Below are 15806 nucleotides of genomic sequence, written 5' to 3' on the forward strand. Positions count from 1 at the left end.
GCCTACACTGCCGATCCGCCAAAGGAGCCTGCCATGCTGATTGTTGCCGACGAAAATATCCCGCTGCTCGATGCCTTCTTCGAAGGTTTCGGTGAAATCCGCCGGGTGCCGGGACGTTCCGTTGACCGCGCCACCGTCGAACAGGCCGATGTGCTGCTGGTGCGCTCGGTGACCAACGTTAACCGCGCGTTGCTCGAAGGCAGCAAGGTACGCTTTGTCGGCACTTGCACGATCGGCACCGATCACCTGGATCTGGATTACTTTCAGCGGGCCGGCATCACCTGGTCCAGCGCACCCGGCTGCAACGCCCGGGGCGTGGTCGACTACGTACTCGGCAGTCTGCTGACCCTGGCCGAAATCGAAGGCGCCGACCTGACTCAACGCACCTACGGCGTCGTCGGTGCCGGTGAAGTGGGCGGCCGGTTGGTCAAGGTTCTGCAAGGTCTGGGCTGGAACGTGCTGGTCTGCGATCCGCCAAGACAAGCCGCTGAAGGTGGCGATTACGTCAGTCTCGAACAGATCATCGAGCAGTGCGATGTCATCAGCCTGCACACGCCGTTGAAGAAACACGGCGCCCAGTCGACCTGGCATCTGTTCGATAAAAACCGTTTGAACCAGCTCAAGTCCGGCACCTGGCTGATCAACGCCAGTCGTGGCCCGGTGGTGGACAACGCCGCGCTGCGCCAGGTGCTGCTGCAACGTGAAGACCTGCAAGCAGTGCTGGACGTCTGGGAAGGCGAGCCTGAGGTCGATGTGGCCCTGGCCGAACTCTGCGTGCTGGCGACGCCGCACATTGCCGGTTACAGCCTCGACGGCAGACAGCGTGGCACCGCGCAGATCTACCAGGCGTATTGCGATTTTCTCGGGCAAGCGGCCCAGATCAGCTTGAACGATTTGCTGCCCGCACCCTGGTTGTCGCAAGTGACCTTGAACGCTAACAGCGATCCGGCCTGGTCGCTGGCCATGTTGTGCCGCGGCGTGTACGACCCGCGCCGTGATGATGCGGATTTCCGTCGTAGCCTTGTAGGCAATGTGAATGAGCAGCGTGCAGCGTTTGATTCACTGCGTAAGCATTATCCGCTGCGGCGTGAGATTGATGGTTTGTCGGTGCGGATCGATGGGGATTCGCCGGCATTGCAGCGGATCGTGGCGGCGTTGGGTGCTTCGGCTGTCTGAATATCGAGTTGGCCCAATCGCGAGCAAGCTCGCTCCCACAATTGATCTGTGTCGTACATAAAGTTTGTATGCACTGAGAATCTACTATGGGAGCGAGCTTGCTCCGGGCGGCGTTCCGACGATTGGGTGCGCAGCACCCTCAAAAGGCACCCATAAAAAACCCGGCCATCAGGGGCCGGGTCAAGAAGACGGTGGCTATATCACTTTTGTTCGGCAGGCTTGACCAATCGCTTTTCCAGTTCGCGGCAAGCGTCCTGGATCATGCCTTCAGTGATCGGTACTTCGCGCCCATCCTTATCGATAATCGAGCAACCCAGAGACTGGTCTGGTTGTGTGCGGATCACTTCAATCTTGTCTTCGCTGCTGTTTTGCAAGGACATTGCCTGTCTCCTCTTCAGGTTGTGTGCTTACTGTAGAACCGCCACGTGACCGGGCTGTGACAACTCCCTGCGATCTTTCCAGGGCGACAACATCAGTCCATCAGAAATACCGCGGTGTTGCCACCCGGACTTTAGACCAATACCGTCTAGGATCTAGTCTTTGCGGTCATATTTAACCTGACTCATTATGATTTACAGCGTTCAAGCCCATCGACCGGTGTAGGCTTGATCGCGTCAAAACCCTACTGGTTGTGCCATCGAATGATCTCCATCCTCTCATCCCGTCAACGGCGCGCCATGCGTCTGGCCCTGCGTTTCATCGCGCCTTATCGCTGGCCGGCCGTCGGTGCCTTGCTCGCATTGATCGTCACGGCGGGCATCACCTTGTCCATGGGGCAGGGGATTCGCCTGCTGGTGGATCAGGGTTTCATGACCCAGTCACCGCATTTGCTCAACCAGTCCATCGGCCTGTTTATGTTGCTGGTGGTCGGGTTGGCGATTGGCACCTTCGCGCGTTTCTATCTGGTCTCATGGATCGGTGAGCGCGTCGTCGCGGACATCCGCCGTCAGGTGTTCAACCATCTGATCTACCTGCATCCTGGGTTCTACGAAGCTAACCGCAGCTCCGAAATCCAGTCGCGGTTGACCGCTGACACCACGCTGCTGCAATCGGTGATCGGCTCCTCGCTGTCGCTGTTTTTGCGCAATCTGTTGATGGTGATCGGCGGGATCGTCTTGCTGTTCATCACCAACCCCAAGCTCACCAGCATCGTGGTGGTCGCGTTGCCGTTGGTGATCGCGCCGATCCTGATCTTCGGCCGTCGGGTGCGCAGCCTGTCGCGCCTGAGCCAGGACCGGATTGCCGATATCGGCAGCTATGTTTCCGAAACCCTGGGCCAAATCAAAACCGTGCAGGCCTACAACCATCAGGTCCAGGACGAGCAGCGCTTTGCCGCAACGGTGGAGGAGGCCTTCAACACGGCTCGCAAACGGATCTTCCAGCGGGCCTGGCTGATTACCCTGGTGATCGTGCTGGTGCTTGGCGCGGTCGGGGTGATGCTCTGGGTCGGCGGAATGGATGTCATCGCCGGGCGGATTTCCGCGGGCGAGCTGGCGGCGTTTGTGTTTTACAGCCTGATCGTCGGCAGCGCATTCGGCACGTTGAGCGAAGTGATCGGCGAACTGCAGCGTGCCGCCGGCGCCGCCGAGCGGATTGCCGAGTTGCTGCGCTCGGAAAACATTATCCAGTCACCGACTACTGGCCTGGTGACCTTGCCTGAACGGGTGAAGGGTGACCTGGTGCTGCAAGACGTGCGCTTTTCCTACCCGTCGCGTCCCGAAAGCTATGCGGTCGATGGTTTGAATCTGACGATCAAAGCCGGTGAAACCCTCGCATTGGTCGGGCCCTCCGGTGCCGGCAAGTCGACGGTGTATGACTTGCTGCTGCGCTTTTACGACCCGGCCGAAGGGCGCATCCTGCTCGATGGCGTGCCGCTGACTCAACTTGATCCGTTGGACCTGCGCCGCTGCTTCGCCCTGGTCTCGCAATCCCCGGCGCTGTTCTTTGGCAGCATCGAAGAGAACATCCGTTACGGCAATCCGACGGCAACCCTGGCCCAGGTTCAGGAAGCGGCGAAAATCGCTTACGCCCACGACTTCATCGAACAAATGCCCAACGGCTACCAGACCCACCTTGGCGACGGTGGCCTCGGGTTGTCCGGCGGCCAACGCCAGCGCCTGGCCATCGCCAGGGCGCTGCTGGTGGACGCACCGATTCTGCTGTTGGACGAAGCCACCAGCGCCCTCGACGCCCAGAGCGAACACCTGATCCAGCAAGCCCTGCCGAGCCTGATGAAAAACCGCACGACGCTGGTCATCGCCCACCGACTGGCCACGGTGAAAAATGCTGACCGGATCGCGGTGATGGACCAGGGGAAACTGGTGGCAGTGGGGACGCATCAGGAATTGATTGCGAGCAACGCGCTGTATGCGCGGTTGGCGGCGTTGCAGTTCAGTGATGGGCACAGCGCTCTCACCGACCCAGTAACCGACTAAGTAATCGACCCAGTAGAGCCGCCCAAAAAAAATGCCCGCATCAATCGATGCGGGCATTTTTGTCAGTGCTTCAAAGCAGGTTCATTGATCGTCAAAGTAGCGCTCATGCCAATCCACCAGCGGTTGCGGTGAGTTGAGCTTCTGGCCGTAGATCACCGAATACGACAGCACGTTTTGTACGTACTGGCGGGTTTCGTCGAACGGAATGCTTTCCACCCAGACGTCGAAGCTCAGGTGGTCCGCACCGCGCAGCCACTGACGCACGCGACCCGGGCCGGCGTTGTAGGCGGCGGAGGCGAGGACGCGGTTGCCGTTGAACTGGCTGTGGACCTGGCTCAGGTAAGCGGCACCGAGCTGGATGTTCTTGTCCGGGTCCAGCACTTGCTGCGGCGAGGCCAGTGGAATGCTGAACTTGCGCGCGGTTTCCTTGGCGGTGCCGGGCATCAGTTGCATCAGGCCGCTGGCGCCGACGCCGGAACGGGCGTCGTCCATGAAGGCACTTTCCTGGCGGGTGATGGCGAACACCCAGCTCGAATGCAGGCCACGAATCTTGGCTTCGCGCACCAGGGTTTCGCGGTGGGCCATCGGGAAGCGGATGTCCAGGTCGTCCCAGTACTGCGCCTGACTGATGGTGCGGATCGCCGGGAAATACCATTTCAGGTCGTAGGCCAGTTTCGCCTGGGCGACCATTTCGTCGCGGCTGAAGTGGCGGCTGACGTGGTACCACTCGCGGCGACCATCGACGATCTGCCCGCGAGCGTGAAACTCAAGTGCCCGACGCACGCCTGGGGTATTGCGGACCTTGTTGATCAGTGCCTGGCTCAATACCAAGGGTTTGTTGACCAGCGAATAAGGTGATTGCGAACGATCAGCGGCGAGGAAGCCATAGAAATCTCGCTCGCGAGCCAGGTTCTTGTAGAGCGCTTGCGCTTCCGGGTTCTGCGGCTGCGCCAGTTCCAGGCTGCGGGCCTGCCAGTAGCGCCAGCGGTTGGTGGTCGCCAGATCCTGTGGCAAGCGGCGAGTCAGCTGATAGGCGTCGTCCCAGCGGGCCAGGCGCAGCAGCAGACGCAGGCGCCATTCGGACACGGTGTTGTCGCGCAGTTCCGGATCGTACTTGGTCATCACGTCCAGCGCGCGAGGGTCGAAGCGGCGGGCGAGGGTCAAGCCGATTTCACGGGCGATGGCCACTTTCTCATCACGGGAGAAGTGCATGCTGCTGGCGTAACCGTCGAGCAGTTCCATGGCCTTGTCCGGGTCTTGCTTGGCCAAGCGGCGCAGGCCGAGGCTGACGATGTCAGACATCGGTTCATCGGCCGGGGTGAAACGCGACGGCTGGTTGAGCAGTTCGGGTTTCTGCGCCACATCGATCAGCAAACGACCACGAGGGGCGAGGGTGGTCAGACCGTTGACCAGGCTGTTGGCCAGCGGATAGTTGCGCGCCTGGGCGGCAAGTTTGGTGCGCTCCCAGCGTTTCTGCTCGGTCAACTGGCCTTCGGCAGCCCATTGCCCGAACAGCGCATCGCACGCGGCGGGTTGGGATTTGCCGGTCAGCCAGAGTTTGTTGGCGTTGGCGTAGCCTTCGGCTTTCTGGTTATGCCCGATCTGATACTGCGCGTTCAGGCAGTCCAGTTCGGTGAAATTGAGCTTGGGGTCGTAGTACTTGACGAAGGTCGCCCAGTCGCCGCGTTCGGCCAGCCAACGCAACCAGCGTAACTTCATCCAGTTGGCCTGGGGCAGGTCACCGTGCTCGGCGAGGAATTTCTCGATTTCGGCATTGCTCGCGGTTTTAAGGCGAGCGGTCAGTTCGTCATACGCCAGGTACGGCTCCAGCGGGTAATCACTGAGCGCCTGGCTGTAACGGAAATAAGGACCGGTATCCCCCTTGGCGAGGGCACGCTTGGCTTCATCGTAATACTGGCGCTGGGTGGACAGGTCCACCGCCTGGGCGGTTTGAACGGCAGTGGCAGAAAGAAGAAAACAGGATAAAAGACTGAAAAGGCGACTGCGCATGAGACGTCCGGGCAGAGAAATCATGACAAGCGCGGGCAATGCCCGCGCTGAATTGTCTGTAGCTTAGCCTTTTGCCAGCAGCGGGCGAAAGCTTTGCCGGCCTGTCAGCATCAGTTCGCAACATTTGTCATGCAGAGTGTCGCGAAGGTGAAATTGCCGGCCTTCTGAAGCCTCAAGTCAGGTAGAATGCGCGCCCGGTTTTTGGAGAAGCTCATGACCCTGCTCAAATTCAGCGATGTGTCCCTTGCTTTCGGCGCTATGCCGTTGTTGGACAAGGTGTCCTGGCAGATCGCCCGTGGTGAGCGGGTGTGCATCATCGGCCGCAATGGCACTGGCAAGTCCAGCATGATGAAGCTCGTCAAGGGCGACCAGAAGCCTGATGAGGGCTCCGTTTGGCGCGCACCTGGCCTCAAGATTGGCGAATTGCCGCAAGAATTGCCGGTAGCCGACGAGCGGACCGTGTTCGACGTGGTGGCCGAAGGCCTGGACGGTGTCGGCGAGCTGCTCGCGCAGTATCACCACCTCAGCCAGAACATCGTCACCGACGCCGACCTGGACAAACTGATGCACGTCCAGCATGACCTCGAAGCCCGTGACGGCTGGCGTTTGCAGCAATTGGTCGACAGCACGTTGAGCCGTCTGCAGTTGCCGGCCGACAAGACCCTCGCCGAGTTGTCCGGCGGCTGGCGTCGTCGTGTCCTGCTGGCTCAGGCTCTGGTTTCCGAACCCGATCTGCTGCTGCTCGACGAACCGACCAACCACCTGGACATCGGTGCAATTGCCTGGCTCGAAGAAGCGCTGAAGGATTTCCAGGGCGCCGTGCTGTTCATCACGCACGACCGTTCATTCCTGCAGAACCTTGCAACCCGCATTCTCGAACTGGACCGCGGTGGCCTGATCGACTGGAACGGCGACTACGCCAGCTTCCTCGTGCACAAAGAGGCCTCGCTGGCCGCTGAAGACACCGCCAACGCGCTGTTCGACAAAAAACTGGCGCAGGAAGAAGTCTGGATCCGCCAGGGCATCAAGGCTCGCCGCACCCGTAACGAAGGCCGCGTCCGCGCCCTCAAAGCCCTGCGCAACGAGCGTAGCGAGCGTCGTGAGCGCACCGGCAAAGCCAACATTCAGCTGGATACGGCTGACAAGTCCGGCAAGCAGGTGATGGTCCTCGACAACGTGAGCTTTGCTCACCCGGGCGGCCCGTTCCTGATCAAGGATTTCTCGATGGTCCTGACGCGCGGCGACCGTATCGGTCTCCTGGGCGCCAACGGTACCGGCAAAACCACACTGCTGAAGCTGATGCTCAGCGGTCTGCAGCCAACCAGCGGCACAGTGGAAGAGGGGACGCGCATCGACGTGGCCTACTTCGACCAGTTGCGCCATCAGCTGGACCTGGAAAAGACCGTAATCGACAACGTTGCAGAAGGTCGCGACTTCATCGATATCGATGGTCAGAGCCGTCACGTGTTGAGCTACCTCGGCGATTTCCTGTTCAGCCCGCAGCGTGCCCGCACGCCGGTGAAGGCGCTGTCCGGTGGTGAGCGTGCTCGTCTGTTGCTGGCGAAACTGTTCAGCAAACCGGCGAACCTGCTGGTCCTTGACGAACCGACCAACGACCTCGACGTCGAAACCCTCGAGTTGCTTGAAGAGGTCTTGCTGACCTTCAACGGCACCGTGCTGATGGTCAGCCACGACCGGGCATTCCTCGACAACGTGGTCACCAGCACCCTGGTCTTCGAAGGTGAAGGCAAGGTTCGCGAATACGTCGGTGGTTATCAGGACTGGCTGCGTCAGGGCGGCTCGCCGCGCCTGCTGGGCGTGACCGAGAGCAAGTCCGGCAAAGCCGACCTGACCTCCGCTGTCGTGACGGCCGAAGCTGCGCCAGTCGCTGCTGTCGTCGAAGCGCCGGTGGCGAAGAAGAAGCTCAGCTACAAGTTGCAGCGTGAGCTGGAAATGTTGCCGGGCCAGATCGAAGCCATGGAGCAGCAGATCGCTACCGTTGAGGCGCAAATGGCCGATGCCGGTTTCTATCAGCGTCCTGCTGCCGAGACCGCTGCAGTGATCGCTCAGTTGGAGCAGTTGCAGGCTGAGCACGACGTAATGGTCGAGCGCTGGGCCGAGTTGGATGCCTGATTGATCCTGCTATAAAAAAAGCCCGGCGTTCAGTGATGAGCGCCGGGCTTTTTGTAGGCGCTGTGGTTTAGTTTTTGATCAGGCGCACCGCGAGCACATCACAGGGCGCACCATGCAGCACGTCATTGGCAGTCGAACCCAGCAGCAATGCCAGGCCGTGTCGGCCATGACTGCCCACCACGATCAGGTCGCAGGTTTGTTCCTTGGCCAGGTGGTGAATCTCCTGGCGTGGCTGGCCGTAGGTCAGGTGGCTGTATTCCTTGGAGAGTTCCGGATACTTCACGATCAGCCGGTCCAGGCGTTCCTTGGCCTGGTCGAACTGCTGCTGTTGCAGTTGTGACAGGTCCATGGGCACGTCGCCGCCAAAGGCCATGGCCATTGGTTCGACAATGTGCACCAGGGACAGCTTCGCCCCGTTGCTCACCGACAGTTCGCGAGCGCGGTGGATTACAGGATCGCACTCTTCGGTTAGATCTACAGCGACCAGAATGTGGTTGTAGGGCATGAGGTGCTCCTCCTGAGGGTTGCAATATTGGTAAGTATGGCTGGTTTCAAGCGCATTGTTTTCAAAGTGACTCAATGCGCTCATCAAGAATCGGGAGTACAGATATGACGGTCTGGATAGTGGTGTCAATCATGTTGGTGGTACTGAGTCCGCTGGCATGGTTGCGGCCGTCACGCCACCAGAGCGGCCGCATGGCCCTGCGCATGGAGGCGCGACGCATCGGATTGGCGATGCAACTGGCGCCTCAGGACTGGCCGCACTGGCTGAGCCAGGAGCCACCGAGCCCTTGCGCCCAGTACCATCGACCGCGGCGTGGCAATCGGCCGGCGTGCTGGAGTTACTGGCAAAAAGCGCCGGGTGTGTGGGTCAATCAGTGGCAGGAGGTCTGCGAGGAGCCTGCGTTACTGATTCATTTCGAAAAGTTGCCAGACAACGTTTACAAGGTCGAAGCAGACAAGCAGATGATCACGTTGTATTGGGGCGAGAAGGGCGAAGCGACGGTTTTGCAGGATATTGATGCGGTGCTGAAAGCGCTGGCATAAATCGCGGAAATTTCGCGCCGCAATGGCGCGAAACGTCCGGCAGACAGGCAATAAAAAGCCCGACATCATCGGGCTGGAGTTGGCCAGGCAGGCCGGTAATTCTGTGTGGCGCTGATATTACGCTGGGCATTCGCCAAAAGCGTTCATGTTTTTTCCTCAAGGTCCCGCCAGCGTAGCTTGTTAAACAAAGGCTGCAGCGAATTAGGGCGACTTTTCTAACTATTGATCCTATGAATGGCCTCACATGCAGCCGCGTGTTGCAGGGCTTCGCGGTACGGAAATGACCGGAAAGTCGCATTTCAACCCGTATTTTGGGCGATTGACAATTGTCGGAAATTCCGTGAAGGTGACGTACCCAAATCAAACGGGCGTATGAATTGAGCGTTTGTATTACAAACCGCTCCTACAGAATCCCGACTATCGCGTTGGCGGGTGTGCCGGGTGGATGGGCGTAGCATTGACGATAAACGTCCCTGCCGAGCCATTCGCCTGCGTCCGACGTGTACTGTTCAGCTTCCATATCGTGGAGATCAGTTGATGATTTACGAAGGTAAAGCCATCACGGTTAAGGCTCTTGAAAGTGGCATCGTCGAATTGAAATTCGACCTCAAGGGTGAGTCCGTCAACAAGTTCAACCGTCTAACCCTGAACGAACTGCGTCAGGCCGTAGACACCATCAAGGCAGATGCTTCGATCAAGGGTGTGATCGTCAGCAGTGGCAAGGACGTGTTTATCGTCGGCGCCGACATCACCGAATTTGTCGAAAACTTCAAGCTGCCTGATGCAGAGCTTGTTGCTGGCAACCTGGAAGCCAACAAGATTTTCAGCGATTTCGAAGACCTCAACGTCCCGACTGTCGCCGCGATCAACGGCATCGCCCTGGGTGGCGGTCTGGAAATGTGCCTGGCGGCGGACTACCGCGTCATGTCCACCAAGGCCAAGATCGGTCTGCCGGAAGTCAAGCTGGGCATCTACCCGGGCTTCGGCGGTACCGTGCGCCTGCCGCGCATCATCGGTGCCGACAACGCCATCGAATGGATTGCCGCCGGCAAGGAAAACCGTCCTGAAGACGCGCTGAAAGTCGGCGCAGTCGACGCAGTGGTTGCTCCCGAGAAACTGCAGGAAGCGGCCCTGGAGCTGATCAAGCGCGCCATCTCCGGCGAGTTCGACTACAAGGCCAAGCGTCAGCCGAAGCTTGAAAAGCTCAAGCTCAACGCCATCGAACAAATGATGTCGTTCGAAACCGCCAAGGGTTTCGTGGCCGGTCAAGCGGGCCCGAACTACCCGGCACCGGTCGAAGCGATCAAAACTATCCAGAAAGCCGCGAACTTCGGTCGCGACAAGGCGCTGGAAGTCGAAGCCAACGGTTTCGTCAAACTGGCCAAGACCTCTGCCGCGCAGAGCTTGATCGGTCTGTTCCTGAACGATCAGGAACTGAAGAAAAAGGCCAAGGCCTACGACGAAATCGCCAAAGAAGTGAAGCAGGCTGCTGTTTTGGGCGCCGGTATCATGGGTGGCGGTATCGCTTATCAGTCGGCCTCCAAAGGTACGCCGATCCTGATGAAAGACATCAACGAGCACGGCATCGAGCAAGGTCTGGCCGAAGCTGCCAAATTGCTGGTGGGCCGCGTTGATAAAGGTCGCATGACCCCAGCAAAAATGGCTGAAGTGCTCAACGGCATTCGCCCGACCCTGTCCTACGGTGATTTCGGTCACGTTGACCTGGTCGTTGAAGCTGTCGTCGAGAACCCTAAGGTCAAGCAAGCCGTTCTGGCTGAAGTGGAAGGCAAGGTCAAAGAGGACACCATCCTCGCGTCCAACACCTCGACCATTTCCATCACCTTGCTGGCCAAAGCCCTCAAGCGTCCGGAAAACTTCGTCGGCATGCACTTCTTCAACCCGGTGCACATGATGCCGCTGGTTGAAGTGATCCGTGGCGAGAAGTCCAGCGAAGTGGCTGTTGCCACCACCGTTGCCTACGCCAAGAAAATGGGCAAGAACCCGATTGTCGTCAACGACTGCCCGGGCTTCCTGGTCAACCGCGTGCTGTTCCCGTATTTCGGCGGCTTCGCCAAGCTGGTCAGCGCCGGTGTGGACTTCGTTCGTATCGACAAGGTCATGGAAAAATTCGGCTGGCCAATGGGCCCGGCGTACCTGATGGACGTGGTCGGCATCGACACCGGCCACCACGGTCGCGACGTGATGGCTGAAGGCTTCCCGGACCGCATGAAAGACGACCGTCGTTCGGCCGTCGACGTGCTCTATGAAGCCGAGCGCCTGGGCCAGAAGAATGGCAAGGGCTTCTACGCCTACGAGACCGATAAGCGCGGCAAGCAGAAGAAAGTTGCCGATCCGTCGGTACTGGAAGTGCTCAAGCCGATCGTCTTCGAACAGCTTGAAGTCACCGACGAAGACATCATCAACTGGATGATGATCCCGCTGTGCCTGGAAACCGTGCGTTGCCTGGAAGACGGCATTGTCGAAACCGCTGCCGAAGCCGACATGGGTCTGGTCTACGGTATTGGTTTCCCTCCATTCCGTGGCGGTGCGCTGCGCTACATCGATTCGCTCGGTGTTGCAGAGTTCGTTGCCCTGGCTGACCAGTACGCTGATTTGGGCGCGCTGTACCACCCGACCGCAAAACTGCGTGAAATGGCCAAAACCGGCCAGCGGTTCTTCGGTTAAGCGCCCCCAACTAGAGTGAGAGTGAATATATGAGCTTGAATCCTAGAGACGTCGTGATTGTCGACTTCGGTCGTACTCCGATGGGCCGCTCCAAGGGCGGCATGCACCGCAACACCCGCGCCGAAGACATGTCGGCGCACCTGATCAGTAAACTGCTGGAACGCAACGTCAAGGTTGATCCGGGCGAAGTTGAAGACGTGATCTGGGGCTGTGTGAACCAGACCCTGGAGCAGGGCTGGAACATCGCCCGCATGGCGTCCCTGATGACTCAGATCCCGCACACCGCTGCCGGCCAGACCGTCAGCCGTCTGTGTGGTTCGTCGATGAGCGCTCTGCACACTGCTGCGCAAGCGATCATGACCGGCAACGGTGACGTGTTCGTGGTTGGCGGCGTCGAGCATATGGGTCACGTGAGCATGATGCACGGTGTCGATCCGAACCCGCACATGTCCCTGCACGCGGCGAAAGCCTCGGGCATGATGGGCCTGACCGCTGAAATGCTGGGCAAAATGCACGGTATCACTCGCGAACAACAGGACGCTTTCGGCGTACGCTCCCACCAGCTCGCTCACAAGGCGACCCTGGAAGGGAAGTTCAAAGACGAAATCATCCCGATGCAAGGCTACGACGAGAATGGTTTCCTGAAACTGTTCGACTACGACGAAACCATTCGTCCGGAAACTACCCTGGAAAGCCTGGCGGCGCTGAAGCCAGCGTTCAACCCTAAGGGCGGCACCGTGACAGCCGGTACTTCGTCGCAAATCACCGATGGTGCTTCGTGCATGATCGTGATGTCGGCGCAGCGTGCACAGGACCTGGGCATTCAGCCTATGGCGGTGATTCGTTCGATGGCGGTGGCAGGTGTGGACCCGGCAATCATGGGCTATGGTCCAGTACCGGCCACACAAAAAGCACTGAAGCGCGCGGGTCTTGGCATTAACGATATCGACTTCTTCGAGCTCAACGAAGCTTTCGCCGCACAGGCCCTGCCAGTGCTGAAAGATTTGAAAGTGCTCGACAAGATGAACGAGAAGGTTAACCTGCACGGCGGCGCGATCGCCCTGGGTCACCCATTTGGTTGCTCCGGTGCGCGTATCTCCGGCACTCTGCTGAACGTGATGAAGCAAAATGGCGGCACCTTCGGGGTAGCTACCATGTGCATTGGTCTCGGCCAAGGCATCTCCACCGTCTTCGAACGCGTTTAAGCGTTTCGTTGAAGGAAGCCGGGGCCAAGTGCCCCGGTTTTTGTTTTTCTGAATTTATTTTTGTTTTTATTTTGAAAAGATTTGAGCGAGGGCCAAACCATGCCGATACAACCTGGGCTCTACCAACATTACAAAGGTCCGCAGTACCGCGTATTCAGTGTTGCGCGGCATTCGGAAACCGAAGAAGAAGTGGTCTTCTACCAAGCCCTGTATGGCGATTACGGCTTTTGGGTGCGTCCCTTGAGCATGTTCCTGGAGTCGGTCGAGGTTGACGGCGAACAGGTGCCACGCTTTGCTTTGGTGCAAGCCGAACCGAGCCTTTTTTTCAAGCCATAAGCTGAGTGCGCGCAATACCCTGCGCTTGACCTCACCTTGTAGCCACTATATATAGCGGTGCCGCGTCAGGCGCCAACCGCCTTTCACTTCTAGAATTCAGGAATTTTCTGATCCATGGGCAAATCGCTGGTCATTGTGGAATCCCCGGCTAAGGCCAAGACCATCAACAAGTATCTGGGTAACCAATACGTGGTGAAGTCGAGTATCGGCCATATCCGAGACCTGCCCACCAGCGGTTCGGCTAGCGCCAGCAAAGAGCCAGCCGCCAAGCGCGGCAAGGCCGCTGCGGGTGAAGGTCCGGTGCTCACGCCAAAAGAGAAGGCGCGCAAGCAGCTGGTCTCGCGCATGGGTGTCGATCCCGATCATGGCTGGAAAGCCAAGTACGAGATCCTCCCGGGCAAGGAAAAGGTCATCGAAGAGCTGCGCCGGCTCGCCAAAGATGCTGACACCATCTATCTCGCAACCGACTTGGATCGCGAGGGGGAAGCCATTGCCTGGCACCTGCGCGAAGCCATCGGTGGTGACGACAGCCGCTACAAGCGCGTGGTGTTCAACGAAATCACCAAAAAAGCGATCCAGGAAGCCTTCTCCAAGCCGGGCGAGCTGGACATCGATCGTGTAAACGCACAACAAGCGCGTCGTTTCCTCGACCGCGTGGTGGGCTATATGGTTTCGCCACTGCTGTGGGCCAAGGTCGCTCGTGGCCTGTCCGCCGGTCGAGTGCAATCGGTTGCCGTGAAGCTGGTCGTCGAGCGTGAGCGTGAAATCCGCGCGTTCAACCCGGAAGAGTACTGGGAAGTTCACGCCGACCTCGGCACTGCCAAGGGCGCAACCGTGCGCTTTGACGTGGCTCGCGAGAAAGGCGAAGCCTTCAAGCCGCTTAACGAAGCTCAGGCCATGGCCGCGCTGGAGAAGCTCAAGGCTTCCAGTTACAGCATCGTCAAGCGCGAAGACAAGCCGACCAGCAGCAAGCCGTCGGCACCGTTCATCACCTCCACCCTGCAACAGGCCGCAAGTAACCGCCTGGGCTTCGGCGTGAAGAAAACCATGATGATGGCCCAGCGTCTGTACGAAGCCGGCTACATCACTTACATGCGTACCGACTCCACCAACCTCTCGGCCGATGCCGTGACGATGGCGCGTACTTATATTGAAGGCGAGTTCGGCAAGAAATACCTGCCGGAAAACCCGAATGTCTACAGCAGCAAGGAAGGCGCACAAGAGGCTCACGAAGCGATTCGTCCCTCCGATGCCAACACCGAGCCAAGCAAGCTGTCGGGCATGGAGCGCGATGCAGAGCGGCTCTACGAGCTGATCTGGCGCCAGTTCCTCGCTTGCCAGATGCTGCCGGCCCAATACCTGTCGACCACTGTCACCGTCGGTGCCGGTGACTTCGAGTTGCGCGCCAAAGGCCGCATCCTGAAGTTCGACGGTTACACCCGCGTCATGCCGCAGATTGCCAAGCCTGGCGATGACGACGTGCTGCCGGACATGGCTCAGGGCGACGCGATGAAGCTGATCAAGCTTGATCCGACCCAGCACTTCACCAAGCCGCCGGCGCGTTACTCGGAAGCGAGCCTGGTTAAAGAAATGGAAAAACGCGGCATCGGTCGTCCTTCGACCTACGCGGCGATCATTTCGACCATCCAGGATCGTGGCTACGTAGCGCTGCACAACCGTCGTTTCTACTCGGAAAAGATGGGCGACATCGTTACCGAGCGTCTGGCCGAGAGCTTCTCCAATCTCATGGACTACGGCTTCACCGCCGGCATGGAAGAGAACCTCGATGACGTTGCTCAGGGTGAGCGCGACTGGAAGAACGTGCTCGACGAGTTCTACGGTGACTTCAAGAAGAAACTCGAAGTAGCCGAAAGCGCTGAAGGCGGCATGCGCGCCAACCAACCGGTGATGACTGACATTCCGTGCGTGTTGTGCGGTCGTCCGATGCAGATTCGTACCGCATCGACTGGCGTGTTCCTCGGTTGCTCGGGCTACAGCCTGCCGCCGAAAGAACGCTGCAAGGCCACCGTCAACCTGGTGCCGGGCGATGAAATCGCGGCGGACGACGAGGGTGAATCGGAATCGCTGGTGCTGCGTGGCAAGCATCGCTGCCCGATCTGCAGCACGGCGATGGACGCATACCTGCTGGATGAGAAGCGCAAGCTGCACATCTGCGGTAACAACCCGGATTGCTCTGGCTACGAAATCGAAGAGGGCACTTATCGCATCAAAGGCTACGAAGGTCCGAGCCTGGAATGCGACAAGTGCGGCAGCGAAATGCAGCTCAAGACCGGCCGTTTCGGCAAGTTCTTCGGTTGCACCAATGCGACCTGCAAGAACACCCGCAAACTGCTGAAAAGCGGTGATGCAGCACCGCCGAAGATGGATCCGGTGAAGATGCCTGAGCTGAAATGCGAAAAGGTCAACGACACCTACATCCTGCGCGATGGTGCTTCCGGCCTGTTCCTGGCGGCCAGTCAATTCCCGAAAAACCGCGAGACGCGTGCTCCGCTGGTCATGGAAATTGTGCCGCACAAGGATGAGATCGATCCGAAATACCACTTCCTCTGCGAAGCGCCGAAGAAAGATCCGGACGGCCTGCCTGCTGTGATCCGTTACAGCCGTAAAACCAAAGAGCAGTACGTACAGACTGAAGTCGACGGTAAGCCGACTGGCTGGAAGGCGTACTACGACGGCGGCAAGTGGACGGTTGAAGACAAGCGCCCGGCGAAGACCGCCAAGGCTTAACAGGCGCTGTACTGAAAAGGCCGCATGACAA

General features: G+C 59.0%; 11 protein-coding genes. 8 read left to right on the forward strand and 3 right to left on the reverse strand.

Annotation, left to right across the window (positions count from 1 at the left end; genetic code table 11):
• Nucleotides 1-33: 33 nt before the first annotated feature.
• Nucleotides 34-1176: a 4-phosphoerythronate dehydrogenase PdxB gene (gene pdxB / locus ACYZTZ_RS06790; RefSeq protein ID WP_461997610.1), complete on the forward strand. Its 1143-nt coding sequence runs from the start codon at nt 34-36 to the stop codon at nt 1174-1176.
• Between the two features lie 200 nt (nt 1177-1376).
• Here the strand turns inward: pdxB and ACYZTZ_RS06795 are convergent, their stop codons facing one another.
• The gene (locus ACYZTZ_RS06795) at nt 1377-1556 is read right to left on the reverse strand and encodes a PA1571 family protein (RefSeq protein ID WP_033061931.1); all 180 of its coding nucleotides are present in this window, start codon (nt 1554-1556) and stop codon (nt 1377-1379) included.
• A 261-nt stretch (nt 1557-1817) separates the two neighbouring features.
• Between ACYZTZ_RS06795 and ACYZTZ_RS06800 the strand changes: the two genes are divergently transcribed.
• Nucleotides 1818-3611, forward strand: a complete 1794-nt coding sequence (locus ACYZTZ_RS06800) for an ABC transporter transmembrane domain-containing protein (protein WP_461997611.1) — start codon at nt 1818-1820, stop codon at nt 3609-3611.
• An 81-nt stretch (nt 3612-3692) separates the two neighbouring features.
• Here the strand turns inward: ACYZTZ_RS06800 and ACYZTZ_RS06805 are convergent, their stop codons facing one another.
• Nucleotides 3693-5621: a transglycosylase SLT domain-containing protein gene (locus ACYZTZ_RS06805; RefSeq protein WP_461997612.1), complete on the reverse strand. Its 1929-nt coding sequence runs from the start codon at nt 5619-5621 to the stop codon at nt 3693-3695.
• Between the two features lie 213 nt (nt 5622-5834).
• On the opposite strand from ACYZTZ_RS06805, the gene ACYZTZ_RS06810 reads away from it, so the two are divergent.
• The gene (locus ACYZTZ_RS06810; protein WP_056744292.1) at nt 5835-7754 is read left to right on the forward strand and encodes an ATP-binding cassette domain-containing protein; all 1920 of its coding nucleotides are present in this window, start codon (nt 5835-5837) and stop codon (nt 7752-7754) included.
• A 67-nt stretch (nt 7755-7821) separates the two neighbouring features.
• Here ACYZTZ_RS06810 and ACYZTZ_RS06815 read toward each other — a convergent pair whose 3' ends face one another.
• On the reverse strand, nt 7822-8259 hold the full coding sequence (locus ACYZTZ_RS06815) for a universal stress protein (protein ID WP_461997613.1): 438 nt from the start codon (nt 8257-8259) through the stop codon (nt 7822-7824).
• A gap of 104 nt (nt 8260-8363) precedes the next feature.
• On the opposite strand from ACYZTZ_RS06815, the gene ACYZTZ_RS06820 reads away from it, so the two are divergent.
• The 5 genes from ACYZTZ_RS06820 to topA all read left to right on the forward strand — a co-directional run bounded on the left by ACYZTZ_RS06820 (nt 8364) and on the right by topA (nt 15775).
• Nucleotides 8364-8801 carry a hypothetical protein gene (locus tag ACYZTZ_RS06820; RefSeq protein WP_134421747.1) on the forward strand — a complete coding sequence of 146 codons (438 nt, stop codon included), beginning with the start codon at nt 8364-8366 and terminating at the stop codon, nt 8799-8801.
• A 537-nt stretch (nt 8802-9338) separates the two neighbouring features.
• Nucleotides 9339-11486: a fatty acid oxidation complex subunit alpha FadB gene (fadB, locus tag ACYZTZ_RS06825; protein ID WP_461997614.1), complete on the forward strand. Its 2148-nt coding sequence runs from the start codon at nt 9339-9341 to the stop codon at nt 11484-11486.
• Nucleotides 11487-11515: 29 nt separating this feature from the next.
• Nucleotides 11516-12691, forward strand: a complete 1176-nt coding sequence (gene fadA / locus ACYZTZ_RS06830) for an acetyl-CoA C-acyltransferase FadA (protein ID WP_461997615.1) — start codon at nt 11516-11518, stop codon at nt 12689-12691.
• 99 nt (nt 12692-12790) lie between these two features.
• Nucleotides 12791-13027 carry a DUF1653 domain-containing protein gene (locus tag ACYZTZ_RS06835; RefSeq protein WP_461997616.1) on the forward strand — a complete coding sequence of 79 codons (237 nt, stop codon included), beginning with the start codon at nt 12791-12793 and terminating at the stop codon, nt 13025-13027.
• A 114-nt stretch (nt 13028-13141) separates the two neighbouring features.
• Nucleotides 13142-15775, forward strand: a complete 2634-nt coding sequence (gene topA / locus ACYZTZ_RS06840) for a type I DNA topoisomerase (RefSeq protein WP_046047844.1) — start codon at nt 13142-13144, stop codon at nt 15773-15775.
• The last annotated feature ends 31 nt before the right edge of the window (nt 15776-15806 follow it).

It is taken from the genome of Pseudomonas sp. LB3P58 (assembly GCF_054897895.1).

Excerpts from the sequence above, each read along its gene's own strand:
- fadA (WP_461997615.1), top strand. The coding sequence starts at position 11,516 with ATGAGCTTGAATCCTAGAGACGTCGTGATTGTCGACTTCGGTCGTACT.
- ACYZTZ_RS06810 (WP_056744292.1), top strand. The coding sequence starts at position 5,835 with ATGACCCTGCTCAAATTCAGCGATGTGTCCCTTGCTTTCGGCGCTATG.
- ACYZTZ_RS06820 (WP_134421747.1), top strand. The coding sequence starts at position 8,364 with ATGACGGTCTGGATAGTGGTGTCAATCATGTTGGTGGTACTGAGTCCG.
- ACYZTZ_RS06800 (WP_461997611.1), top strand. The coding sequence starts at position 1,818 with ATGATCTCCATCCTCTCATCCCGTCAACGGCGCGCCATGCGTCTGGCC.
- ACYZTZ_RS06805 (WP_461997612.1), bottom strand. The coding sequence starts at position 5,621 with ATGCGCAGTCGCCTTTTCAGTCTTTTATCCTGTTTTCTTCTTTCTGCC.
- ACYZTZ_RS06835 (WP_461997616.1), top strand. The coding sequence starts at position 12,791 with ATGCCGATACAACCTGGGCTCTACCAACATTACAAAGGTCCGCAGTAC.
- topA (WP_046047844.1), top strand. The coding sequence starts at position 13,142 with ATGGGCAAATCGCTGGTCATTGTGGAATCCCCGGCTAAGGCCAAGACC.
- ACYZTZ_RS06795 (WP_033061931.1), bottom strand. The coding sequence starts at position 1,556 with ATGTCCTTGCAAAACAGCAGCGAAGACAAGATTGAAGTGATCCGCACA.
- pdxB (WP_461997610.1), top strand. The coding sequence starts at position 34 with ATGCTGATTGTTGCCGACGAAAATATCCCGCTGCTCGATGCCTTCTTC.
- ACYZTZ_RS06815 (WP_461997613.1), bottom strand. The coding sequence starts at position 8,259 with ATGCCCTACAACCACATTCTGGTCGCTGTAGATCTAACCGAAGAGTGC.
- fadB (WP_461997614.1), top strand. The coding sequence starts at position 9,339 with ATGATTTACGAAGGTAAAGCCATCACGGTTAAGGCTCTTGAAAGTGGC.